18 protein-coding genes are annotated in these 24,844 nt (G+C 71.9%); 3 read left to right on the top strand and 15 right to left on the bottom strand.

Annotated elements, in window-relative coordinates; all coding sequences use genetic code 11:
* Positions 1-160: 160 nt before the first annotated feature.
* Positions 161-2,464, top strand: coding sequence for a bifunctional glycosyltransferase family 2 protein/CDP-glycerol:glycerophosphate glycerophosphotransferase (locus tag EV284_RS13295; protein WP_130333604.1), 2,304 nt, complete (start codon positions 161-163; stop codon positions 2,462-2,464).
* Between the two features lie 94 nt (positions 2,465-2,558).
* Here the strand turns inward: EV284_RS13295 and obgE are convergent, their stop codons facing one another.
* The 9 genes from obgE to EV284_RS13250 all read right to left on the bottom strand — a co-directional run bounded on the left by obgE (position 2,559) and on the right by EV284_RS13250 (position 14,042).
* Entirely contained in the window at positions 2,559-4,004 is a 1,446-nt protein-coding gene (obgE, locus tag EV284_RS13290) for a GTPase ObgE (RefSeq protein WP_130333602.1), read from the bottom strand.
* A 127-nt stretch (positions 4,005-4,131) separates the two neighbouring features.
* Positions 4,132-4,386 carry a 50S ribosomal protein L27 gene (gene rpmA / locus EV284_RS13285; RefSeq protein WP_030815036.1) on the bottom strand — a complete coding sequence of 85 codons (255 nt, stop codon included), beginning with the start codon at positions 4,384-4,386 and terminating at the stop codon, positions 4,132-4,134.
* Positions 4,387-4,400: 14 nt separating this feature from the next.
* Positions 4,401-4,721, bottom strand: a complete 321-nt coding sequence (gene rplU, locus EV284_RS13280) for a 50S ribosomal protein L21 (RefSeq protein WP_031183637.1) — start codon at positions 4,719-4,721, stop codon at positions 4,401-4,403.
* A 203-nt stretch (positions 4,722-4,924) separates the two neighbouring features.
* Positions 4,925-5,986, bottom strand: a complete 1,062-nt coding sequence (locus EV284_RS13275; protein WP_130333600.1) for an iron-containing alcohol dehydrogenase family protein — start codon at positions 5,984-5,986, stop codon at positions 4,925-4,927.
* The gene (locus tag EV284_RS13270; protein ID WP_130333598.1) at positions 5,974-6,726 is read right to left on the bottom strand and encodes a phosphocholine cytidylyltransferase family protein; all 753 of its coding nucleotides are present in this window, start codon (positions 6,724-6,726) and stop codon (positions 5,974-5,976) included. The genes EV284_RS13275 and EV284_RS13270 overlap by 13 nt, the downstream gene beginning before the upstream one ends.
* Positions 6,727-6,845: 119 nt before the next feature.
* Positions 6,846-11,081 carry an Rne/Rng family ribonuclease gene (locus tag EV284_RS13265; RefSeq protein WP_130333596.1) on the bottom strand — a complete coding sequence of 1,412 codons (4,236 nt, stop codon included), beginning with the start codon at positions 11,079-11,081 and terminating at the stop codon, positions 6,846-6,848.
* Between the two features lie 269 nt (positions 11,082-11,350).
* Positions 11,351-12,127, bottom strand: a complete 777-nt coding sequence (locus EV284_RS13260) for a TIGR03936 family radical SAM-associated protein (RefSeq protein WP_130333594.1) — start codon at positions 12,125-12,127, stop codon at positions 11,351-11,353.
* A 46-nt stretch (positions 12,128-12,173) separates the two neighbouring features.
* On the bottom strand, positions 12,174-13,388 hold the full coding sequence (locus EV284_RS13255) for a hypothetical protein (RefSeq protein WP_130333592.1): 1,215 nt from the start codon (positions 13,386-13,388) through the stop codon (positions 12,174-12,176).
* Between the two features lie 39 nt (positions 13,389-13,427).
* The gene (locus EV284_RS13250; RefSeq protein ID WP_130333590.1) at positions 13,428-14,042 is read right to left on the bottom strand and encodes a hypothetical protein; all 615 of its coding nucleotides are present in this window, start codon (positions 14,040-14,042) and stop codon (positions 13,428-13,430) included.
* A 229-nt stretch (positions 14,043-14,271) separates the two neighbouring features.
* Here EV284_RS13250 and EV284_RS13245 point away from each other — a divergent pair, with 229 nt between their 5' ends.
* Entirely contained in the window at positions 14,272-15,513 is a 1,242-nt protein-coding gene (locus EV284_RS13245; RefSeq protein ID WP_130333588.1) for a dipeptidyl aminopeptidase, read from the top strand.
* A gap of 132 nt (positions 15,514-15,645) precedes the next feature.
* On the top strand, positions 15,646-15,999 hold the full coding sequence (locus tag EV284_RS13240; protein WP_130333586.1) for a DUF805 domain-containing protein: 354 nt from the start codon (positions 15,646-15,648) through the stop codon (positions 15,997-15,999).
* A 98-nt stretch (positions 16,000-16,097) separates the two neighbouring features.
* Here EV284_RS13240 and EV284_RS13235 read toward each other — a convergent pair whose 3' ends face one another.
* The 6 genes from EV284_RS13235 to mrdA all read right to left on the bottom strand — a co-directional run bounded on the left by EV284_RS13235 (position 16,098) and on the right by mrdA (position 24,840).
* Positions 16,098-16,847 carry a DUF2182 domain-containing protein gene (locus EV284_RS13235; protein WP_130333584.1) on the bottom strand — a complete coding sequence of 250 codons (750 nt, stop codon included), beginning with the start codon at positions 16,845-16,847 and terminating at the stop codon, positions 16,098-16,100.
* Positions 16,844-17,458: a DUF1326 domain-containing protein gene (locus EV284_RS13230; protein WP_130333582.1), complete on the bottom strand. Its 615-nt coding sequence runs from the start codon at positions 17,456-17,458 to the stop codon at positions 16,844-16,846. Before EV284_RS13230 ends, EV284_RS13235 begins: the two co-directional genes overlap by 4 nt.
* A gap of 214 nt (positions 17,459-17,672) precedes the next feature.
* Positions 17,673-19,634: a TIGR03960 family B12-binding radical SAM protein gene (locus EV284_RS13225; RefSeq protein ID WP_130333580.1), complete on the bottom strand. Its 1,962-nt coding sequence runs from the start codon at positions 19,632-19,634 to the stop codon at positions 17,673-17,675.
* A gap of 105 nt (positions 19,635-19,739) precedes the next feature.
* Complete coding sequence (locus tag EV284_RS13220) at positions 19,740-21,242, bottom strand: CYTH and CHAD domain-containing protein (RefSeq protein WP_130333578.1); 1,503 nt, start codon at positions 21,240-21,242, stop codon at positions 19,740-19,742.
* Positions 21,243-21,400: 158 nt separating this feature from the next.
* Positions 21,401-22,597 carry a rod shape-determining protein RodA gene (rodA, locus tag EV284_RS13215; RefSeq protein ID WP_130333576.1) on the bottom strand — a complete coding sequence of 399 codons (1,197 nt, stop codon included), beginning with the start codon at positions 22,595-22,597 and terminating at the stop codon, positions 21,401-21,403.
* Complete coding sequence (mrdA, locus tag EV284_RS13210) at positions 22,594-24,840, bottom strand: penicillin-binding protein 2 (RefSeq protein WP_130333574.1); 2,247 nt, start codon at positions 24,838-24,840, stop codon at positions 22,594-22,596. Before mrdA ends, rodA begins: the two co-directional genes overlap by 4 nt.
* Positions 24,841-24,844 lie beyond the last annotated feature (4 nt).

Genomic DNA, 24,844 nt, shown 5'->3' with positions numbered 1-24,844 from the left:
CCGTGAGCCAGGCCACCCGTCGGCCAGGTCCGCCTCAGTGGGGCGTAGGCTACGATTATCCGCACGTTTACCTTGCCCTCCCTGTACCTCTCGCGCCTCACCGCGGTTCACGCGACGGGGCGCAGTTGAGTTTGATCGACAGTCTCAGGAGCCCCGAAGCATGCCTATTGCGAATGGAAACGCTTCGCCGAAAATCAGCGTTGTCGTCCCCGTTTACAAAGTCCAGGGATACCTGCGCGCATGCTTGGATTCCATCCTCTCGCAGTCGTTCGGCGATTTCGAGGTCATTGCCATCGATGACCACTCGCCCGACTCCTGCGGTCGCATACTCGACGAGTACGCCGCCCTCGACAGCCGGGTCATACCCGTGCACCTCGAGGAGAACCAGGGCATCGGCAAGGCGCGCGACGCCGGCGCGCTCAAGTCGCGGGGCGAGTACATCCTCTTCCTGGACAGCGACGACACCCTCGCCGAGGGTGCTCTGCAGGCGATAGCCGAGCGGCTCGATGTCACGGGCGACCCGGACATCCTGCTGCTCAACCACGTCCGCACCTACTGGAACAACCGGGTCCAGGCCAGCGCGGCCGGTGAGATGCTCAGCGGCGCGGGCACCGACGTCTTCACCGCGCTGGAGCGCCCCGAGTTCCTCGGCATGTTCGCCGTCGTGTGGAACCGCGTGTACCGGCGCGAGTTCTACGTCGAGGACCACAACTTCACGTTCACCGACGGCATTTACGAAGACGCGCTCATGGTCTACAAGACCATGCTGACCGCCGAGAGCATCGCCGCCCTCGACCACGTCTGCGTCGAGTACCGCCAGCGCCGCCAGGGCAACTCCATGCGTACGCCCGGCCGCAAGCACTTCGGCATCTTCGAGCAGTACGCCCGGCTCTTCACGTTCCTCGACGAGCACCCCGAGACGCAGCCGGTGCGCGCGCTGCTGTTCGAGCGCATGGCCAGCCACTTCCTGTTCACGCTGATGCGCGAGGACCGTATCGTCCCGGCGGACCGCGCGGAGTTCTTCAAGCTGTCGGCCGCGCAGTACAAGAAGTACAAGCCCCGGGACTTCGTCCTCCCGGAGGGCTCGCAGGGCGTCCGGTTCCAGCTGCTCGACCGCGGTTCCTACGCGGCGTACGCGGCCGTGACGTTCGCCGCCGACACCCGCCGCCAGGTCATCCAGCGGGCCACGAAGGCCAAGCACAAGCTCGGCAAGACCGCCTACCACCGGCTCTACCGGATGCACCTGCGCCGCCCCGTCGACGAGAACCTCGCCGTCTACGCCGCCTACTGGAACCGCGGCGTCGCCTGCAACCCGGCGGCGATCTACGAGAAGGCCAAGGAACTCGCGCCGAACGTCCACGGTGTCTGGGTCATCAAGAAGGACGCGGTGGACACCGTCCCTGCGGGCGTCGACTACGTCGTGGCCAACTCCCCGCGCTACTGGGAGGTCATGGCCCGCGCCAAGTACCTGGTCAACAACGTCAACTTCCCGAACGACATCGTGAAGCGCCCGGACCAGGTCCACCTGCAGACCCACCACGGCACCCCGCTCAAGCAGATGGGCATCGACCAGCAGAAGTACCCGGCGGCCGCCAAGAACATGAGCTTCGGCAAGATGCTGGAGCGGGCCGACAAGTGGGACCTGAGCCTGACCTCCAACCGGCACTCCACGGAGATCTGGGAGCGGGTGTACCCCTGCGCCTTCGAGGCAGTCGAGTACGGCTACCCGCGCAACGACGTCTACTACCGCGCCACCGCCGAGGACGTCGTCCGCATCCGCGCCGAGCTGGGCATCGAGCCGGGCAAGACCGCCATCCTGTACTGCCCGACGGTGCGCGACTACCAGAAGGGCTACGTGCCCCGCATCGACCTGGAGCGGTTCTGCCGTGAACTCGGCCCCGACCACGTCGTGCTGGTCCGCACCCACTACTTCTACGGCAGCGACCCCCGCCTGGAGGCGCTGCAGGAGCGCGGCCTGATCAAGGACGTGTCCAAGTACCCGGTGGTGGAGGACCTCTGCCTGGCCGCCGACGCGCTGGTCACCGACTACTCCTCCATCATGTTCGACTACGCGTGCCTGGACCGCCCCATCGTCACGTACGCGGACGACTGGGAGGTCTACAGCCGGGCCCGCGGTGTCTACTTCGACATCCTCTCCGGCAAGCCGGGTGAGACCCCGGGCGCGACCGCGACCAGCGAGGACGAGCTGATCGAGGTCTTCCGCTCGGGCGAGTGGAAGAGCGACAAGGCGGCCGAGCTCCGGGCGGCGTTCCGGGACCGGTTCGTGCAGTTCGACGACGGCAACGCGGCGGAGCGTGTGGTGCGCCGCCTGTTCCTCGGCCAGGAGCCCGCCCCCGAGGTGCTGCCCCTGGACGAGCGGACTCCGGCGCCCGCGCCGTCGACCGTGGCCAAGGCCCGCATTCCGCGGCAGCCGTCCGGTGAGTCCGGTCTGATCAACGTCTGACCCCGGTACGCCGAAGAGGGCGGGCCGGAGGGATTTTCCCTCCGGCCCGCCCTCTTTCGCGTCAGCCGTCACCCGGTGTCGCCGGGCGGCCGGCTCAGAAGGGCTCGAAGTCGTCGAACTCCTTCTGCGCCTCGTCGCGTTCGGCCTGGCGGTCCCTGCGGCGCTGGGCCGCCGGGCGCTCCTCCTCGAAGCGGTGGTCCTCGCCTCGGCGGCCGAGCATCTCGGCGCCGGCGGTGACGGTGGGCTCCCAGTCGAAGACGACCGCGTTCTCCTCGGGGCCGATGGCGACGGCGTCGCCCGCGCGGGCGCCCGTCTTCGTCAGCCGGTCCTCGACGCCGAGGCGGTTGAGGCGGTCGGCGAGGTAGCCGACGGCCTCGTCGTTGTTGAAGTCGGTCTGGCGCACCCAGCGCTCCGGCTTCTCGCCGCGCACCCGGTAGACCGGCTCGCCCTCGATCTCCTCGCGGGTGACGGTGAAGCCCGCGTCGTCCACGGCCTTGGGCCGGATGACGATGCGCGTCGCCTCCTCCTGCGGCTTGGCGGCACGCGCCTGGCCGACCAGGTCACCGAGGGCGAAGGTCAGCTCGCGCAGACCGGTGTGGGCCACCGCGGAGACCTCGAAGACACGGTAGCCGCGCGCCTCCAGGTCGGGGCGGACCATCTCGGCGAGGTCCTTGCCGTCGGGCACGTCGATCTTGTTGAGGACGACGATGCGGGGCCGGTCCTCCAGACCGCCGTAGCTGCGCAGCTCCTCCTCGATGATGTCGAGGTCGGAGAGCGGGTCGCGGTCGGACTCCAGCGTGGCGGTGTCCAGCACGTGCACCAGCACCGAGCAGCGCTCGACGTGGCGCAGGAACTCCAGTCCCAGGCCCTTGCCCTGGCTGGCGCCGGGGATGAGACCGGGCACGTCGGCGATGGTGTAGACGGTGGAACCGGCGGTCACCACACCGAGGTTGGGGACCAGGGTGGTGAAGGGGTAGTCCGCGATCTTCGGCTTGGCGGCGCTGAGCACCGAGATCAGCGAGGACTTGCCCGCGCTCGGGTACCCGACCAGGGCCACGTCGGCGACGGTCTTCAGCTCCAGGACCACGTCCTGGAGGTCACCGGGCTCGCCCAGCAGCGCGAAGCCGGGGGCCTTGCGGCGGGCGCTGGCGAGTGCCGCGTTGCCGAGGCCGCCCCGGCCGCCCTGTGCGGCGACGTAGGAGGTGCCGTGGCCGATGAGGTCGGCCAGCACGTTGCCGGCCTTGTCCAGGACGACCGTGCCGTCGGGGACGGGGAGGACCAGGTCCTGGCCGTCCTTGCCGGAGCGGTGGCCGCCCTCGCCGGGCTTGCCGTTGGTGGCCTTGCGGTGCGGGGAGTGGTGGTAGTCGAGCAGCGTGGTCACGGACTGGTCGACGGTGAGGATGACGTCGCCGCCCCGCCCGCCGTTGCCGCCGTCGGGACCGCCCAGCGGCTTGAACTTCTCACGGTGGACGGAGGCACAGCCGTGGCCCCCGTTACCCGCGGCGACATGCAGTTCGACGCGGTCCACGAAGGTGGTCATGGTTCGGTGCCTCCAGAAAAGTACGGGTAATACCTATGTCAACACGCGAAAGGCGGACCCGCCTTCCCGACCGGGAAGTGAGGTCCGCCTCGCGCAGCTTTTACGCTCGCGGCCGTGAATCAGGGATTCAGGCGACCGGAACGATGTTCACGACCTTGCGGCCGCGGTGGGTACCGAACTCCACCGCACCGGGCTGGAGGGCGAACAGCGTGTCGTCGCCGCCACGGCCGACGCCGGCACCGGGGTGGAAGTGGGTGCCGCGCTGGCGGATGAGGATCTCACCAGCGCTGACGACCTGACCGCCGAAGCGCTTCACGCCGAGCCGCTGGGCATTGGAGTCGCGACCGTTCCGGGTGGACGATGCGCCCTTCTTGTGTGCCATGTGTTCTCAGTCCCTTACTTCGCAGCCGCGGGGATCTCAGTGACCTTGATCGCCGTGTACTGCTGGCGGTGGCCCTGACGACGGCGGTAGCCGGTCTTGTTCTTGTAGCGCAGAATGTCGATCTTCTGGCCCTTGTGGTGGTCCACGACCTCGGCCTGGACCTTGATGCCGGCCAGCACCCACGGGTCGCTGGTCACGGAGTCACCGTCGACGACGAGCAGGGTCGAGAGCTCGACCGTGTCACCGACATTGGCCGTGGAAATCTTGTCAACCTCAACGATCTCGCCGACAGCAACCTTGTGCTGACGACCGCCGCTGCGCACGATGGCGTACACGCGAATCTCGCTTTCGCTCGAAGGACGGCACCCCCGCAGGCCAGCCGGACCGGCAGAACACCATGAACGACCTCTCCCGACCGCAACCGGGCGACCGGGAGGAGAAGGTTTACGGGGATGTGGCATGTTCAAATGACACGCCGACGGTCAAGAGTACGGGGGGCGTCCCGGACGGGTCAAACCGGGCCCTGGGCAGGCCCGGCTCAGCGCTCCAGCGAGGCCGTGTAGCCGGCGTACGCCTGCCTGATCTGCTCCGGGGACAGGTCCAGGTGCTCCAGGATCGTGTACCGGCCGGGCCGGGTCTCCGGCGCGAACTCCACGGCCCGGACGAACTCGTCCACGGTGAACCCGATCTCCTCGGCCAGCACCGGCAGCCCGTGCCTGCGCAGCGAGGCGGCCATGAGGAACGAGCCCTCGTGGTCGCCGCGCAGATGCATGGCGAAGGCGGCGCCGAGGCCGACCTGCTCGCCGTGGCTGGCGGCCCGCTGGGGGAAGAGCAGGTCGAGCGCGTGGCTGATCTCGTGGCAGGCGCCGGAGGACGGCCGGGTGTGGCCGGCGATCGACATGGCGATGCCGGACAGCACGAGGCCCTCGGCGAGCACCGCGAGGAACGCGTCGTCGCCGCAGCCGCCGGGGTGCCGGAGCACCGCCTCGCCCGCCTGGCGGGCCATGGCGGCGGCGAGACCGTCGATCTTCTCGCCGTTGACCCGGTTGGCCAGCTCCCAGTCCGCGACGGCCGAGATGTTCGACACCGCGTCCCCGATGCCCGAGCGCACGAAGCGCACCGGGGTCTCGCGGATGATGTCGGTGTCGATCAGCAGCGCGATGGGTGTGGGCACCCCGTACGAGCCCCGGCCCGCGTCGTTGTCCAGGATGGACACCGGCGAGCAGATGCCGTCGTGGGACAGGTTGGTGGCGACCGCGACCAGCGGCAGGCCGATGCGGGCCGCCGCGTACTTGGCGCAGTCGATGACCTTCCCGCCGCCGAGCCCGACCACGGCGTCGTAGCGGCCGGACTTCATCTCGTCGGCCAGCCGTACGGCGTCGTCCAGCGTGCCGCCGCCGACCTCGTACCAGGTCGCGCCCGGCAGCTGGGGGGCGACCCGCTCGCGCAGCCGGGCGCCGGAGCCGCCGCTGACGGCGACGGCCAGGCGGCCGGAGTGCGAGATGCGCTGGTCGGCGAGGATGCTCGCCAGGTCGGCGAGGGCACCGGGACGGATGTCGACGACGACCGGCGCGGGGATGAGGCGGGTCAGTATCGGCACGCGATCTCCCGTCCCCTGGCGAGGTCGTCGTGGTTGTCGATCTCGACCCAGGAGACGTCGCCGATCGGCTGGACGTCGATCTGGAAGCCCCGGTTCACCAGCTCCTGGTAACCGTCCTCGTAGTAGAGCTGCGGGTCGCGCTCGAAGGTCGCGCGCAGGGCGTCGGCCAGCTCCTCGGCCGCGTCGCCCTCGATGAGGGTCACCCCGATGTACTCGCCCGTCGCCTCGGCGGGGTCCATCAGCTTGGTGATCCGCCGGACACCCTTCTCGGGGTCCACGACGACCTTCATCTCCTCGTCCGCCAGGGACTTCACCGTGTCCAGCGCGAGGATGATCTTCTTGCCGTCACCACGGGCCGCGAGCAGCGTCTTCTCGACCGAGACCGGGTGCACGGTGTCGCCGTTGGCGAGGATCACGCCGTCCTTCAGCGCGTCCCGGCCGCACCACAGGGAGTAGGCGTTGTTCCACTCCTCGGCCTTGTCGTTGTCGATCAGAGTGATCTTCAGGCCGTACTTCGCCTCCAGGGCCGCCCGGCGCTCGTACACGGCCTCCTTGCGGTAGCCGACGATCACACCGACCTCGGTCAGACCGACCTCCGCGAAGTTCCCCAGCGTCAGGTCCAGCACCGTCAGCGACTCCTCGTCGCCCTCCGGGCCCACCGGCACCAGGGCCTTGGGCAGAGTGTCGGTGTAGGGGCGCAGACGCCGTCCGGCGCCGGCCGCCAGCACGAGACCTATCATCGCGGGTTCTCCTTAACTTCCCCGTGCACGGGGTGACTTCCCCGGTTCGCGGGGTGTGGGGGGCAAAGCCGTGTGGCCCTGTCGCGAACGACAGGACCACACGAGGGGGGTTGTCCGGTTCAGCTCTCGTCGTCCGGCGCGGAGACCGTGGCGGTCTTCTTCGCCGTCGACTTGGCGGCCGTCTTGGCGGTCTTGGCCGCCTTCTTGGCCGTCGTCTTCTTCGCCGTCGTCGTCTTGGCGGCGGTCTTCTTCGCCGCCGTCGTCTTCTTGGCGGCCGTGGTCTTCTTCGCGGCCGTCTTCTTCGCCGGGGCCTTCTTGGCCGCCTTGCGGGCGGTCTTCTTGGCGGGCGCGGCCTCCTCGGGCTCCGCCTCGGCGGCGGGCTCCTCGGCGGCCGGCTCCGGCGCGGACGACGGGACGACCAGGACGGCCGTCTCCTCCGACGCGGTCGGCGCGGTGGCCTTGCGCACCGCGCGGCGGCGCGGACGGGCCGGGGCTGCGCTCTCCTCGGCCGCCGGGGCGGCCTCCGGCTGCGGCTCCGGCTCGGCCACCGGCGCGGGCTCGGCGACGGTCACCACGGCGGCCTCGGCCCCGGCCGGCGAACCGGCGGGCGCGGACACCTTGCGGGTGACGCGGCGACGGGCGCGGCCCTTGGGCGCGGCCTCCTCGGCGGCGGGCTCCGGCGTGACCACCGGGTCCTCGGCGGCCATCGGCTCGGCGTGCGCCTCGGCGGCCGGCTCCGGCAGCACCGGGGTGGCGGCGGCCTCCTCGGCGGTGACCGAGGCGGCGGTCGGCGCCTCCTCGGCGGCCCGCTCGTACCGCTCGGCCCGCTCGGCGGAGCGGCGGCTGCCCTCCTTCGGCGCACCGGCCGGGGCCGAGGCCCTGCGCCCGGCCTTGCGGCGCGAACGGCCCCGCCCGGCGGCGGCCTCCGCCTCGGCGACGGAGCTGTACAGCTCCTCGTCCGGGGTGAAGTCCGGCTCGGGCAGCGCGAGCGGCTCGGCGGCCTCGGCGGCCACCTCGGCGACCGTCTCGGTCTCCACCGGCGCGGCGATCTCGTGCTCGTGGCCCTGACCGTCGCCGCGGCCGCGCTTCTTGCGCTTGCCGCCACCACCGCCACCGACGGAGGTGGGCTGCTCCATGTGCACGATGACACCGCGGCCGTTGCAGTGGACGCAGTTCTCGGAGAAGGACTCCAGCAGGCCCTGGCCGACCCGCTTACGGGTCATCTGCACCAGGCCCAGCGAGGTCACCTCGGCCACCTGGTGCTTGGTCCGGTCCCGGCCCAGGCACTCCAGCAGGCGGCGCAGCACCAGGTCCCGGTTGGACTCCAGCACCATGTCGATGAAGTCGATCACGATGATGCCGCCGAGGTCGCGCAGCCGGAGCTGGCGCACGATCTCCTCGGCCGCCTCCAGGTTGTTCCTGGTGACCGTCTCCTCCAGGTTGCCGCCCTGGCCGGTGAACTTGCCGGTGTTGACGTCGACCACGACCATCGCCTCGGTCCGGTCGATCACCAGCGAACCGCCGCTGGGCAGCCAGACCTTGCGGTCCAGCGCCTTGGCGAGCTGCTCGTCGATCCGGTACGTGGCGAAGACGTCGACCTCGCCGGTCCACTTCTGGAGCCGGTCGGTGAGGTCGGGGGCGACGTGGGAGACGTAGCCGTGGATGGTCGACCACGCCTCGTCACCGCTGACGATGACCTTGGAGAAGTCCTCGTTGAAGATGTCGCGGACGACGCGGACGGTCATGTCCGGCTCGCCGTACAGCAGCGCCGGGGCGTTGCCCGTCTTCGCCTTCTTCTTGATCTCCTCCCACTGCCCCTGGAGCCGCTCGACGTCACGGCGCAGCTCGTCCTCGCTCGCGCCCTCGGCGGCGGTGCGCACGATGACGCCCGCGTCCTCGGGGACGATCTTCTTGAGGATGGTCTTCAGCCGGGCCCGCTCGGTGTCGGGCAGCTTGCGGCTGATGCCGGTCATCGAGCCTTCGGGGACGTACACGAGGTAGCGGCCCGGCAGGGAGACCTGGCTGGTGAGGCGGGCGCCCTTGTGTCCGATCGGGTCCTTGGTCACCTGGACCAGGACCGGCTGGCCGGACTTGAGGGCGGACTCGATGCGGCGCGGCCCGTTGGCCATGCCGAGCGCCTCGAAGTTGACCTCACCGGCGTACAGGACGGCGTTGCGGCCCTTGCCGATGTCGATGAAGGCGGCCTCCATGGACGGCAGCACGTTCTGGACCTTGCCCAGGTAGACGTTGCCGACGTACGAGGTGGCCTGCTCCTTGTTGACGTAGTGCTCGACGAGCACGCCGTCCTCCAGGACGCCGATCTGGGTGCGCTCGCCGTGCTGGCGCACGACCATCACTCGCTCGACGGCCTCGCGGCGGGCCAGGAACTCGGCCTCGGTGATGATCGGCACGCGGCGGCGGCCCTGCTCGCGGCCCTCGCGGCGGCGCTGCTTCTTGGCCTCCAGGCGGGTCGAGCCCTTGATGGACTGGACCTCGTCGGACGGCTCGGCGGCCTTGCGGGGCTCGCGGACCTTGACGACGGTGCGCTCCGGGTCGTCGGTGGACGCCGGCTCGGCCTCGCCACCGGAGTCACCGGCGCGACGGCGACGGCGACGGCGGCGACGGCTGGAGCTGGAGCCGCCGGAGTCCTCGCCGCGCGCCTCGTCGGCGTCCTCGGCGTCCTCTTCCTCCTGCTCGGCGGTGTCCTCGGCGTCCTGCTCCGCCTGCTCGGCGGCGAGCTCGCCGTCCTCGCCGTCCTCGCCGTTGTCGTCACCGTCGTAGGCGTCACCACGGCGGCGGCGACGGCCACCCCGGCGGCGACGGCGGCGCGACCCGGAGTCGTCCGAACCCTCGGCGTCGTCGGAGTCGTCGGCCTCGTCCTCGGCGGGCTCCTCGACGGGCTCCGGCTTCTCCTCGACGGCGCGGGTCTCCTCGGCGGGAGCGCCCCGGCGGCGACGGCGACGGCGGCCGTTGTCGCGCTCGTCGGTGGCGGCGGCCTCGGGAGCGGCGGTGGTCTCCTCGGGCTTCTCGGTCTCCTCCGCCTTCTCGGGCTCGCGGACACCGGCGGCCTGGGCCGCGGCCTCGGCGGCCGCGCGCTGCGGGGTCTGGAACCTCGGCTCGGTGAAGACCGGCGCCTGGAAGGTGGGGACGGCGGGGCGGGTGGTACGGCGCGGGGCGTCGCCCTCGGCGGGGGCGGGCGCGGAGAACCCGCCCGCGGCCTGGCGGACGGCACGGCGACGGCGGCGGCCGCCCTCGGGCTCGGCGGGCTCGGACTGCGTCGCCTTGCGGGCGGGGCGCGGCTCGGGCTCGGCGGCCGGGGGCTTCTCCTCCGCCTTCTCCTCGGCGGCGGCCGGGGCACCGGCGGGCGCGGAGGCCCGGCGGGTGGCGCGACGGCGGGCACGGCCGGGGGCGGCCTCGGTCTCGGGCGCGGCCTCGGCGACGGGCTCGGGCTCCGCGACCGGCTCGGCCTCGGCCTCGGCGGCGGGGGCGGGGGCCTCGACGGCCGGGGTCTCGGCGGGCGCGGAGACCCGGCGGGTGGCCCGACGGCGGGCACGGCCGGCCGGGGCGACCTCGGGCTCGGGCTCGGCGGCCGGGGCGGGCTCGGCCTCGGCCTCGGCGGCGGGGGTCTCGGTGACGGCGGCCTCGGCGGCGGGCGCGGAGGCGCGACGGGTGGCCCGGCGGCGCGGACGCGCGGCCGGTGCCTCGGTCCCGGTCTCCGTCTCGGCAGCCGGCTCCGGCTCCGGCTCGGCGGGCTGCTCGGCGGCCGGCTGCTCGGCCTCGGGCGCCTCGGCGGCCTTCGGCGCGCCGGCCGGGGCGGAGGCACGCCGGGTGGCGCGGCGGCGCGGACGCGCGGCGGGGGTCTCGGCGGCGGACTCGGCCGGCTCGGCGGCCTTGTTGTCCTCGGTGTCCTGGGCCACGTCGGCCTCCTCGGCCTTGTTGTCCTCGGCGGTGGCCCGCGTGGGCGACCCGGCGGCCGCGGCGGCCCGGCGGCGGGTGCGGCGCGGGGCGGGCGCGGCGGTCTCGGCAGCGGTGTCGGCCTGTTCGTCGGCGGACGCTGCCGGTACGGCCGGCTCGGTGGCGGTGGCGGCCTCGGCGGCCGTCGGGGTCCCGGCGGGCGCGGAGGCGCGGCGGGTGGTGCGGCGGCGCGGGCGCGGTGCCGTCTCGGCGGGGGCCTCGGGGGCCTCGGCCTGCGGTGTCGGTGTGGCGGCCTCGGGCTGCGCGCCGGTCTCGGTGCCAGCTCCGGCGGCGGGCGAACCCGCCGGGCGGGACGCGGCCCGGCGACGCCTGCGCGGGGGCAGCGTGTCGCTCGGGGTGTTCAGTTCGGAGCCCTCGTTGGGCTCGGTCGGTTCGAGCATGCGGGCATTTCTCCCGTCGGAGCTCCCGGGTCGCCGCGCCTGGTCCGGGGCCGGTCTCGTGAAGAGAGCCGGCCACCGCTGACGTCCGCGGCCCGCGCGATGCGCGGTGGCCGCCGTCCGGGGCGCGGGCGCCGCACGGGAGCACTCTGTGTCCTGTCTCGCCGGTTCCGTACGCCTTGTCGGTACGGCCTGGCGAAAGTCTTCTGGTCGGTGCGCTGCCCGACCCAGGTGGCTCCCGGATCAGAGGGCGGCGCTTACGGCGTCCGTCCCTACGCGGGACCTTCCGGCGCCGGCACCGTCGCGGCGGCAGCGGGTTCGGCCTTCGGGGCCGTGGCTGCCTCGCGGTCGGGCGCGAGCGGGTCGGTCACCGTGCCGGTCTCTTCATCGAACAGCCCCTGCGCCAGCCTGGTCACCGCTGCGGGGACCGGCGGCGCCAGGTCGGCCACGGCGCGAAGACCGGACAGGACGTCGTCGGGTCGTACGGCAGGCGTCACGTGCCGAACAACCAGGCGCAGTATCGCACAGGGCCGGTCGCTGGGCCTATCAGCCGCCCCGTCCCGCGTTTCCAGGGTGACGACGGCGGCGCGGGCGTCGAACGTACGGACGCCGTTCTTGGCCATCCGCTGCACCTCGACCGTCTCCGCGGCCATGAACGCCTCGGTGGCGGCCTCGGCCTCCTCGGGGGCCACGCCCTCCAGCCGCAGCTCCCACACGGAGGCGGTGAGCCGGTCGGCGAGTCCTGAGGTGCGGCCCTCCACGGCGTCGACGATGTCGAGTCCGGCGGGCATCGACTCGTCGAGCAGGGCGCGCAGCGTCCCGGGGTCACGCGGTGCGGTCAGCGCGATCTCCAGGTACTCCGCCTCACTGCCCGTGCCGGTGGGTGCGGCATTGGCGTAGGACACCTTCGGGTGCGGCGTGAACCCCGCCGAGTACGCCATGGGTACCTCGGCGCGGCGCAACGCGCGCTCGAAGGCGCGCTGGAAGTCGCGGTGGCTGGTGAACCGGAGGCGGCCGCGCTTGGTGTAACGCAGTCGGATGCGCTGCACCGCGGGTGCGGGCGGCGGGCCTTCGGGCTGTCGCTTGCCCAGTGTCCTAGTCCTTCGTGAGAACGGTCGTACTGCCACCAAGAGTACGTGGATCGCGCGCCGGAGGTTCCCGCCGGTCCACCCCGGCCTGCCGCCGGGGCTCTCCGAAGAGTGCCCGGCGCACGTCCCGGCGGGTCTCGCGCAGGGTCTCCCGGGCGGCGGCGAGGGTCAGCCGGGTGACCCTCCCCACCTCGCGCGCGGCCCGTGCGGCGGGCCGCAGCACCATGTCCCGTACGACGTGCCCGACCGGGGTGAGGACGGCCCGGTAGACCCAGCGGGCGGGCTCCACGAAGATCCACCGGAAGAGGGTCCCCAGGGCGCGCCCGACGACACGGGAGAGGTGCCCGGCGACCCGCCAGGCGTGCCCGAGCGCGTCGGCGGTTTCCCGCGCGACCACGGCGAGCACCCGGCCCACGGGGGCCAGCACCCAGCGCCACAGGGCGAGGGCGGGCAGCACGAAGAGGATGCGCGCCGTCCAGTACAGGACCGCCCCCGCCCCGGTGACCAGGGCCTCGGCCACCCACAGCAGCGCCCGCCCGATGGGGCTCAGCACGTGGGCGTACAGCCACCGGGCGGGGACGACGAGCAGATACCGGGCGAGCCAGGCGGCGCCGGCGAACGCAGCGAGCCCGACGGCGGCCGCCAACGTCCCCGCACCCCGCCCGAGCCACACCAGGCCCCGGCCGACCGGCGCCAGCACGTGGGCGTACAGCCACCGGGCGGGGACGACGAGCAGATACCGGGCGAGCCAGGCGGCGCCGGTGAACAGGCCGAGCCCGACGGCGGCCAGCAGCGCACGGGCCCCCCGCGCGAGCCACACCAGGCCCCGGCCGACCGGTGCCAGCAGGTAGGTGACCACACCTCCCGCGGCCCGGCGCAGCGCGTGGCCGACGGGAATCAGCACATGGACGTGCACCCAGCTCAGCGGCGCCACGATCAGGACGTGCCCGAGCCACCGCAGGGCCGTGCCCACCGGGACGAGCACCCAGCGCCACAGCGCCACGAAGGGCAGGACGAACAACGCCCGGCCGGTCCACCGCAGCGCGCGGCCGAGGGGCCGCAGCACGGTGGCGTGCAGGAACCTCCCGGCCGCGACCAGCGCGTCCCACGCCAGCCGTACCGGCACCACGAGCACCAGCACGACGATCCGGACGGGCAGCCGGAGGGCGACGACGAGGCAGCCCTCCGGGGGCTGCGGTGCGGGCGGCTTGTCGAGGTCCATACCCTCATGGACGCCACTGACCCGCTTTTGGATGCCTTTTCAGCCCGCGGGAAGCGCACGGGACTTGTACGTCTCCGGGTAGCGCTGGGTGAACTTCACCGCGATCACCAGCAGGACGACGGGGATGACCCAGTTGAACCAGTCGTCCTGGCCGGGGAAGTGGATGGCGAGCCAGGTGGAGGCCGTCATGACGGCGAAGGTGACGCCCCAGTACGTGGTGAGCACCCGGTTGATGTGCCGGAAGACCGGCGAGTCCCAGTACTGGCGCGGGGTCGACTCCCGGGCGTACTGCGCGGTGAAGGGGTCGTGGAGCAGCGACGCGAAGGCGATGACGGCGACCAGGCCGTTGGAGATGACCTGGGCGTAGGTCTCCAGCCAGAGCAGGTCCGCGCGGTTCAGGGCGAGGGCGAGGACGGAGAGGACGGCGAAGAACACGATGCCGGCCGCGTCCAGGATGCGGATCCTGCCCTGCAGCAGGTCCTGGGCGGACAGCACCAGGGCCGCGACCAGGGCGGCGAGGGCCGCGTACTCCCAGGTGCTGGGGCTGGCCACCACGCCGAAGATGATCCAGGGGGCGAAGGAGAGGAACACGCTGGCGGTGCCGAGCGGCTTCTTTCTGGGCGTGGTCTGTTCCGTGGTCGCCTGCTCAACCATGAGGACGTCCTCTCCTCGGGGTGTGCCGTCGTGGGATGCCGCGGGCCGCCCCCTCCCATCGTCACGCCGCGCCGCCCGGCCCGCACGCCACCCGCACGTGGTGCGCGGTGGCGGGCGGGCACCTACCCGCACGCCACCCGCACGTGGTGCGCGGTGGCGGGCGGGCACCTACCGTGGGAAGGGCGGTCCGGACCAGCTAGGGGTTCGCTCGGCGTGTCCGGGAGCCGTCATGACGTATCGCTTCAGCGAGAACGACCAGTTCAACTTCGAGATCCTGCTCGCCCTCGGTTCGGTGTGGCGGCAGGGGGCCGACGCGGGCGAAGTGCTCAGTACCGCCGCGTCGGTGGCGGGCGGCGACGGGCAGGCGTGGTTCGACGCCTGGCTGGACCTGGGGCGCCGCGTCCGGGTGGAGGCGGAGGAGCGCGCGGCGGCCGGTCACCTGGTCAGCGCCCGTGCGGGGTGGCTGCGCGCGGCCGGCTATCTGGGCACCGCGATGGTGGGCGTGGACGCGGTACCGGACGCGGAGAAGCGGGCCGCGGAGGCGTTCAGCGAGCACCGGGCCTGCCTCGACCGGTTCCTGCTGGCCCTGGACCCGCCCGCCGAGCCGGTGTCGATCCCGTACGAGGGCACGACGCTCCCCGGTTACCTGGTCAGCCCGCCCGGCACGGACGAGCCGCTGCCGACGCTGATCGCCAACAACGGCAGCGACGGGCCGCTCAGCGCGGCCTGGACGCTGCTCGGGGCCCCGGCGGTGGAGCGGGGGTACCGCGTCCTGCTCTTCGACGGGCCCGGCCAGCAGTCGATGCTCTTCGAGCGGGGGGTCACCTTCCGGCCGGACTGGGAGAACGTCATCACCCCGGTCGTGGACTTCCTCCTCGCCCGCCCCGACGTCGACCCGCGGCGTATCGCGCTGGCCGGGATCAGCCAGGCCGGGTACTGGGTGCCGCGCGCGCTGGCCTTCGAGCACCGGCTGGCGGCGGCGGTCGCCGATCCGGGGGTGGTGCGGGTCGCGGAGAGCTGGTGGCAGCACCTCGGGCCGGACCTGCGCGCGCTGTGGGAGTCCGGGGACCGGGACGCCTTCGACGCGATCATCGGGGAGGCGCTGGAGCAGAACCCGGCGCTGGCCGCGACCTGGCGCTGGCGGGCCAAGCCCTACGGGGTCGAGGCGCCGTACGACCTGCTGTGCGAGGTCTCGCGGTACGACCTGCTGACCGAGGTGTCCCGGCACGACCTCACCCGCGTCGTGGACCGCATCACCACCCCGCTGCTGATCACCGACCCGGAGGGCGAGCACTTCTGGCCCGGCGCGTCACAGCAGTTGTACGACGCGCTGCCCGGCCCCGGGGAACTGGTGCGCTTCACCGAGGCGGAGGGGGCGCACCTGCACTGCGAGCCGTTGGGGCGGGCGCTGTTCGAGGAGCGGGTCTTCGACTGGCTGGACGCCCGGCTCGCGACCGCCGGCACGGTGTGACGAGCAGGTTTGATCACCGTACGGCTGCGGCCCTGTAACGCCTTGATCTGATCACGCCAAGGCTATGGATTCCGGCCAGGGCTGCTGCTTCCATGGGAGACCAATCACGCACTTCCCTGGGGGGACGAACAAATGAACTGGTACGTGGACGTGCTCAAGAAGTACGCGGTGTTCAGCGGTCGCGCGCGGCGCAAGGAATACTGGATGTTCGCGCTGTTCAGCCTGATCATCAGCATCGTGCTGACGATCCTGGACAACGCGCTGGACATCAACTTCCTCGCCGGTCTCTACGGCCTGGCGGTCCTGCTGCCCTCCCTCGCCGTCGGCGTCCGCCGCCTGCACGACACGAGCCGCTCCGGCTGGTGGCTCCTGATCGCGCTGATCCCGATCATCGGCGCCATCGTCCTGCTCGTCTTCTTCGTCTCCGAGGGCAAGCCGGAGGCCAACGAGTACGGCCCCAACCCGAAGTACGCCCCGGCGGTCTGACGCCGGCTCGGCGAAGGGCCCACCGGATGATCCGGTGGGCCCTTCGCCGTGTTCACGACTCCGGCGCGAGCAGGGTCGGCGGCGTGGCCGGCCGTCCCTCACATACCGGCCATACCGCCTCCGGTGAGACCCGGAGCCAGCGCCGGCACCCAGAAGACGGCTACCGCCAGGGCGATCGAGACGGTACCCACGGCGCGGGCCACCAGGCGGCCGGCCGGAGCGAGCTTCTCGGCGGTGATCACGGCAGCCACTACCACCATGGCCCACACGTTCATCAGACCGAACGCCGCCAGCAGCACCATGAGGGACCAGCAGCAGCCCAGGCAGAAGGCGCCGTGGTGGGCCCCGGCACGCAGATCGCGCGCGTGTCCCTGGTACGAGGCGTAGCGAAGCATCAGCCCGATCGGCGAGCGGCACCTCGCCAGGCAGCGGTCTTTGAGCGGCGTGAACTGGTAGACGCCGCAGACCGCGAACACGGCCGCGGCCACCGCGGTCCCCGCCGCGGTCGCCGCCCGGCCCAGGCCCGCGGCCAGCGCGTACGCGGGCAGCCCGGCCAAGACCCAGACGAGCAGGTACGCGACGGTGAAGGCGGCCATGCGCCTCGACCGGTGCACGGTGACGGTGCGTGCGTACAGCGCGGCGACGGGCGCCGTGGAGGGCAGCATCATCGCGGCCATCATCAGCGTCCACACGCCCAGGAAGGCGGGCAGTCCCAGGCCCATGGTGGCGGTCGTCGCCCGCGTACCTCCCCAGCGCGTCACCACCCAGATCCAGGCGACGGCCGCGGCCACCAGCAGAAGCCCGGCAGGGCTCCCCCTCCGGCGGCCGGTGACCGGCCCAACGGTCATACGGACCACGTGAAGGGCGCCGAGTGTCCGTTGCCGCCGGTGAAGTCCCAGGACCGGCCGTACACGCCCTGGCCCGTCGCCCGGGTGGACCGGGCGACCGTCAGCGTGCTGTTCACAGGATGGAACACGCCGGTCAGGGCCATCACCGGACCGTCCTCGCCGAACTGCGGGGCCACTTGGTCCTCGATCTCGATGTCGATGGCGTCATCGACTCGCGCGGCATGGCGGCGGCCGTCGTCGCGGTAGTCGATGGGGGCGCGCTGCACTCCGAGGACCTCGCCGATGAGGGGCGTGAGCGCCGCCATCGGCCCACCGGCCCGGCCGGAGAAGACCCTGCCCAGCGCGTCCGCCTGACTCTCGTCGGCCGAGGCATCGACGTAGAGGGCGACCTGCCAGCCGCCCTCGGCCATCACCCGGGGCGCGTCGACGAAGACGGCGACACTGCGGTCGGACACGTCCACGCCGTCCACGGTCCCGCTGTCCACGTGGAACGCGAAGGTCACCTGGCAGCGCTCGTGGTCGGCCGGCGCGGTGAGGCCCGAGGTGGTGCAGGGGCACACCACGTCGCAGTTGCAGCTCTCCAGGTACGTGCCGCTCAGATTCCAGGGCATGCTTCCTCCCTGTCTCGCATCCCCCTGGACGTATAGGACACCTCAAGGCGGGCCCGTCCCGCTCCGAAGTCGCTTTTCCCAGGCTATTCCCGACAGTTCCCGTTGGCACCAGCCGCAGTGCCGAGCCCGCAGGTTCCCCCGCCACCGCACACCGGTGAGCCCCCTCTCCAGCAGGAAAGGGGGCTCACCGGGATAGGGCGCCGAGCGCCCCGCGTCAGTGCGAGTGGCCGTTCGGGGCCGGCGTCGGACCCGCGTTCTTCACGGCCAGGGGCAGCAGCTTCTTGCCGGTCGGGCCGATCTGGATGTGGGTGTCCATCTGTGGGCAGACCCCGCAGTCGAAGCAGGGGGTCCAGCGGCAGTCCTCGACCTCGGTCTCGTCGAGGGCGTCCTGCCAGTCCTCCCAGAGCCAGTCCTTGTCGAGGCCGGAGTCGAGGTGGTCCCAGGGGAGGACTTCCTCGTAGGAACGCTCGCGGGTGGTGTACCAGTCGACGTCGACGCCGAACTCGGCCAGCGCCTTGTCCGCGCAGCCCATCCAGCGGTCGTAGGAGAAGTGCTCGCGCCAGCCGTCGAAGCGGCCGCCGTCCTCGTAGACCGCGCGGATGACCGCGCCGACGCGCCGGTCGCCGCGCGAGAGCAGGCCCTCGACGATGCCGGGCTTGCCGTCGTGGTAGCGGAAACCGATGGAGCGGCCGTACTTCTTGTCGCCCCGGATCTTGTCGCGGAGCTTCTGCAGACGCGCGTCGGTCTCCTCGGCGGAGAGCTGCGGCGCCCACTGGAACGGGGTGTGCGGCTTGGGCACGAACCCGCCGATCGAGACCGTGCAGCGGATGTCGCCCGAGCCGGAGACCTCGCGGCCCTTCTGGATCACATGGGTCGCCATGTCGGCGATCTGGAGGACGTCGTCGTCCGTCTCGGTCGGCAGACCGCACATGAAGTACAGCTTCACCTGACGCCAGCCGTTGCCGTACGCGGTGGCGACCGTACGGATCAGGTCCTCCTCCGAGACCATCTTGTTGATGACCTTGCGCATGCGCTCGGAGCCGCCCTCAGGGGCGAAGGTGAGACCGGAGCGACGGCCGTTGCGGGTCAGCTCGTTGGCCAGGTCGACGTTGAACGCGTCGACACGGGTGGACGGCAGCGAGAGGCCGATCTTGTCGTCCGTGTACCGGTCCGCCAGGCCCTTGGCGATCTCACCGATCTCGGAGTGGTCCGCCGAGGACAGCGACAGCAGGCCGACCTCCTCGAAGCCGGTCGCGTTGAGCCCCTTCTCGACCATGTCACCGATACCGGTGATCGAGCGCTCGCGCACCGGGCGGGTGATCATGCCCGCCTGGCAGAACCGGCAGCCGCGCGTGCAGCCGCGGAAGATCTCCACCGACATCCGCTCGTGCACCGTCTCCGCCAGCGGCACCAGCGGCTGCTTCGGGTACGGCCACTCGTCCAGGTCCATCACCGTGTGCTTGGAGACACGCCACGGGACACCGGAACGGTTGGGGACCACCCGGCCGATCCGGCCGTCGGGCAGGTACTCCACGTCGTAGAACGCCGGGATGTACACCGCGCCCGTCTTCGCCAGCCGGAGCAGGACCTCCTCGCGGCCACCGGGACGGCCCTCCGCCTTCCAGCGGCGGATGATCTCCGTCATGTCCAGCACGGCCTGCTCGCCGTCACCGATGATCGCCGCGTCGATGAAGTCCGCGATCGGCTCCGGGTTGAACGCCGCGTGCCCGCCGGCCAGCACGATCGGGTCGTCGACCGTACGGTCCCGCGACTGGAGCGGAATACCCGCCAGCTCCAGCGCCGCGAGCATGTTGGTGTAGCCCAGCTCGGTGGAGAAGCTCAGGCCGAACACGTCGAACGCCTTCACCGGACGGTGGCTGTCGACCGTGAACTGCGGGACGCCGTGCTCCCGCATCAGCGCCTCCAGGTCCGGCCACACGCTGTACGTGCGCTCGGCGAGGACGCCCTGCTGCTCGTTCAGTACCTCGTAGAGGATCATGACGCCCTGGTTGGGCAGACCGACCTCGTACGCGTCCGGGTACATCAGGGCCCAGCGGACCTCGGCCTCGTCCCAGGGCTTGACCGTGGAGTTCAGTTCTCCGCCGACGTACTGGATCGGCTTCTGCACATGCGGGAGCAAGGCTTCGAGCTGCGGGAAGACCGAGTCGACAGACATCGCGGCATTACCTTCGTGAGCTGACTGGAGGGCATCTCCCGGCCGGAGGCTGGAAGGGTGACCATCAAGCCTAACCCGTTCGGACGCGTCCTCCGTACGCCGAGCTCAGCGCGGGAACGCGGAGCGGGCCTTCGCCCACGTGCCAGGCAGCTTCCGCTCCGTGCGCCGGGCCGCCCGCTCCTCCCGCTCGTACAGCACCCCGTACGTGAACGCGCTCTCCCCCGCCGCGTGCGCCACCGCCGCCAGCTCGCGCAGGGTCTGCCGGGCCAGCACGCTGTCCTGGTGCTCGCCGAGCAGGCTGGTCAGCTTCTTCGCCGCGCGGGCCAGGGCGCGGGCCGGGCCGCCGAGCGCGGGGACGGCGGCCTCGGCGGCGTACCGGGCGCGCTTGGCCCGCTTGCGGGCCTGGTGCAGGGCGTGGTCGCGGTCCTCGCCGGGCGGCAGGTCGAGCGCGGCCGTCACCAGCCGGGCCAGCTTGTCGCCCTCCTTCCTCAGCGCGCCGGTGAGCACCTTGCCCGGTCCGCGCGCCGCCTTCTTCCGCAGCGGAGGGTCCGCGAGCAGGGTGTCCAGGCTGTCCAGCAGGGCCAGATAGCGGGCGGAGTCCAGCACCCCGAGCAGCCGGCCGCGGGTACTGCCGTGCCGGGCGGTGGCCCAGGAGGCGAGGCGGTCGCGGACCGGGCCGGTGACCTCGCCGGGCGGGACCGCGTCCAGGGCGCCCGCCAGCCGTTCCGCCAGCACCTCCTGGTCCCGGCCCGCCCCGAGCTCGCGGGCCAGCCACTTCAGCTCGGCGGCGACCGGGGCGGTGGCGTCCCGGTCCAGCACCGGGCCGAAGCTGCGGAAGGCGGAGCGGAGCCGGCGGGTGGCGACCCGCATCTGGTGCACGGAGTCCGGCAGGTCCCGGCGGACGCCGGGGTCGCGGGCGAGGATCGCCTCGCGCTGCTCGCGGAGGTAGGCGAGGACGTGGTCCCCCGCCGTCACCGGCTTCGCCGCCCGCCCCGCCGACCCGGCACGGGAGCCGCCGGTACGGCGCAGCGCCTCGGCCACCTTGGACGACGCCTTCGACGGCCGCACCCCCGCCTCCGCGAGCCGCTCCTCGACGGCGTCCAGCACGGCCGGGTCGGCGCCGTCGGCCAGCTCCACCTCCATCTCGGTCCACCGCGCGGTGCCGCCCGCGCGGTTGAGCCGCTCGGCGTCGACGGTGTCCACGCTCGCCTCGGCCAGCAGGGTCCCGTCCGCGCCGACCAGGTGCCGTACGTCGCGTGCGGAGCGCAGCCGGACCACGGGGACCAGTTCGGCACCCCGGACCCGTGAGCGCACCAGCGCGGCGATCTCCTCGGGCAGGGTGTCCGAGAGCGGGGCCCGGATCTCGTCCCGGACACCGGGAGCGACCGGGAACTTCAGATGCCACCCGGCGTCCGCGCCCCCGGTACGGCGGCGCAGCGTGAGCGAGGCGGCACCCAGCCGCTCGTCGGCGGTGTCGTAGTAGACGGCGTCCAGCTCGACCACACCTCTGTCCACGACGTGCGCCACCGCCCCGGCCCCGGCCAGCGCGGGCAGCCCGCCGTCCGCGGCCTCGTACTTCCGCTCGATCTCCCGCTTCACGTCCGCCATGGACCGAATCTAGAACGCCTCCGCGATCTCAACCAGCCCCCGGGGGACGGTCGAGGCCCCAGGTCCGGCCCGGCGGTCCCCTCCGCGAACGCCTCGGGCCCGGTCCGGTCTCCCCGAAGGGGAACCGGACCGGGCCCGAGGGCCGAGCCGCCGGGGGCTCACGCGGACATCGGCCGCTGCACTCTGATCGACTGCAGCAGCCCCACCGCGATCCACACCGCGAACATCGAGGAGCCGCCGTAGGAGACGAAGGGCAGCGGCAGGCCGGTGACCGGCATGATGCCGAGCGTCATGCCGACGTTCTCGAACGCCTGGAAGGCGAACCAGGCGACGATGCCGGCGGCCACGACCGTCCCGTACAGCTCGGTCGAGTCGCGGGCGATGCGGCAGGCGCGCCACAGGATGACGCCGAGGAGAAGGATTATCAGGCCGGCGCCGAGGAAGCCGAGTTCCTCACCCGCGACGGTGAAGACGAAGTCGGTCTGCTGCTCCGGTACGAACTGGCCCGTGGTCTGCGAGCCGTGGAACAGCCCGGAACCGGTCAGCCCGCCGGAGCCGATGGCGATGCGGGCCTGGTTGGTGTTGTAGCCGACGCCCGCCGGGTCCAGCTCCGGGTTGGCGAAGGCGGCGAACCGGTTGATCTGGTAGTCGTCCAGGATGTGGAGCTGCCACACCGCGATGGCACCGATGGCGCCGGCCGAGATGAGGCCGAACACCCAGCGGTTGGAGGCGCCGGACGCGAGCAGCACGCCCAGGATGATGATCACCATCACCATGACCGACCCCAGGTCGGGCATGAGCAGCACGATGAGGATCGGCACCGCCGCCAGCCCGAGCGCCTGGAGCACCGTGCGGTGGTCGGGGTACGCCTTGTCGCCCGCGTCGACCCGGGCGGACAGCAGCATCGCCATGCCCAGGATGATCGTGATCTTCACGAACTCCGAGGGCTGGATCGAGAAGCCGCCGCCGAAGACGATCCACGAGTGGGCGCCGTTGACGGTGGAGCCCAGCGGGGTGAGGACCGCGAGGATGCCGGCCACCGAGAGGCCGTAGAGGATCGGCACCGCGTTGCGCAGGCCGCGGTGGCCCAGCCACAGGGTGCCGATCATCAGGGCGAGCCCGATGCCGGTGTTCATGAAGTGCCGGATCAGGAAGTAGTACGGGTCGCCCTGGTTGATCTCGGTGCGGTTGCGGGTCGCCGAGAACACCAGCAGGGAGCCGATCATCGACAGCGCGAGCGCGGCCAGCAGTATCGGCCAGTCCAGCCTGCGGGCCACCGCGTCACGGGCGAAGATCCTGGTCCAGCCGGCCCGCTTCGGGCCGTACCCGGAGACGGAGAAGGTGTTGCCGGTCATGTGCGCGTCCTCCGGCTTCCCCTCCGGTGGGGCCGCCTGCGGGTGTTGCTGTTGGTGTTGGGCGACGGCGAGGTGGCGGGGGGCTGGTCCTCGCCGTTGCTGGTGTTGTTCTTCTGCGCGGCCTCCACGTCCTTGGCCGGGTCGGTGCTGATCCTGGGCGCGGCGACCGTGCCGTCGGGACGGACCTTCGGGAGGGTCTTCTGCGGCTGCGGCAGCATCGCCCTCTTGTTGTCGATCGAGCCGTCGCCCTGGACGCCGTACAGCGCGCTGTAGATGTTGCGCACGGCCTCACCGGAGGCTCCGGAACCCGTACCGGCCTGGGCGATCGTCATGATCACCGTGTAGTCCTTGGAGTAGGTCGCCAGCCAGGAGGTGGTCTGCTTGCCGTAGACCTCCGCCGTACCGGTCTTGCCGTGCAGCGGGATCTTGTCCTGCGGCCAGCCGCCGAACTTCCACGCGGCGGTGCCTCGGGTGATGACGCCCGCGAAGGCGTCGTCCATGCCCTTGAGGGTGGCCTTGCTGACCGGCAGCTTGCCCGAGGGCCTCGGCTTCAGCTCGCGCACCGACTTGCCGTCCGCGCTGATGACCGCCTTGCCGATGCTCGGGTGGTACATCGTGCCGCCGTTGGCCACGGCGCCGTAGATCACCGCCTCCTGGATCGGCGTGACGAGGGTGTCGCCCTGGCCGATGGAGTAGTTGATCGAGTCGCCCTCACGCATCTTGTTGCCTTCGAGGCAGTTCTCGTAGGCAATCTTCTCGACGTACGACCCGTCCTTCTTGCCGTACTTGCACCAGGCGTCCTTGTTGGCCTTCCAGTAGTCCAGCTTCCACTGGCGGTCCGGGACGCGGCCGGTGACCTCGTTGGGCAGGTCGACGCCGGTCTCCTTGCCGAGGCCGAACTGGTGGGCGGCCTTGTAGAAGAAGTCCTTGGGCTGGCCCTTCTTGGGGTTGATGCCGCCGTCCTTCTTCCACTGCTGGTCGGAGAGGTAGTAGAAGACGGTGTCGCAGGAGACCTCGAGCGCCCGGCCCAGCGGGATCGGGCCGAAGCTCTCACCCTCGAAGTTCTTGAAGACCTGGCCGCCGACCGAGTACGAACTCGTGCAGGGGTAGCGGCCGTCGAAGTCGTACCCCGCCTCGACCGCGGCGGCCGTGGAGACCACCTTGAAGGTCGAGCCCGGTGCGGCCTGGCCCTGGATGGCCCGGTTCAGCAGCGGGTAGTCGGAGTTCTTGCCGGTGAGGGCCTGGTAGTCCTTGGCGGAGATGCCGCCGACCCAGACGTTCGGGTCGTAGTCGGGCGCCGAGGCCATGGCGACGATGCGGCCGGTCTTGGCCTCCATCACCACGGCGGCACCGGAGTCCGCCTTGTAGTTGGTGCCGGTGATCTTGTCGAACTGCTGGCGGGCGACCTTCATCGCCTTGTCCAGCTCGAACTCGGTGACCCGCTGGATACGGGAGTCGATGCTGGTGACCAGGTTGGAGCCGGACTCCGCCGGGTCGGCCTGGGCCTTGCCGATGACCCGGCCCAGGTTGTCCACCTCGTACCGCGTGACGCCGGCCTTGCCGCGCAGCTCCTTGTCGTACTGCCGCTCCAGGCCGGAGCGGCCGACCATGTCGGAGCGCAGGTAGGGCGAGTCGGTGTCCTTGGCCTTCTGGATCTCCTCGTCGGTGACCGGGGAGAGATACCCGAGGACCTGGGAGGTGTTGGCCTTGCCCGGCGCGCCGTACCGGCGGACCGCCTCGGGCTCGGCGGTGATGCCGGGGAAGTCCTCGGCCCGCTCCCGGATCTGGAGGGCCTGCTTGGGCGTGGCCTCGTCGGTGATCGGGATCGGCTGGTACGGCGAGCCGTTCCAGCAGGGCTGCGGGGTCTTGGCGTCGCACAGCCGGACCTTCTGCTGCACCTCCTCCGGCTTCAGGCCGAGGACGGCGGCGAGCTTGGCCAGCACGCCCTTGCCGTCGTCCTTCTGCTTGAGCAGGTCGGTGCGGGAGGCGGAGACGACGAGCCGCGTCTCGTTGTCCGCGAGCGGGACTCCGCGCGCGTCCAGGATGTCACCGCGCACGGCGGGGTCCACGACCTGCTGGACGTGGTTGCCGGACGCCTCCCTCTGGTAGGCGGCGCCCTCACGGATCTGGAGGTACCACAGCCGGCCGCCGAGGGTGCCGAGCAGGGAGAGCACGAGGATCTGGATGACGACCAGCCGGATCTGGACCCGTGGAGTCCGCCCGGTCTCGGGAATATTGGTCATGGGC

Source organism: Streptomyces sp. BK022, assembly GCF_004217355.1.
Classification (GTDB): domain Bacteria; phylum Actinomycetota; class Actinomycetes; order Streptomycetales; family Streptomycetaceae; genus Streptomyces; species Streptomyces griseoluteus.
Note: the sequence above shows the minus strand (reverse complement) of the source record. Positions and strands in the feature narration are given on the sequence as shown.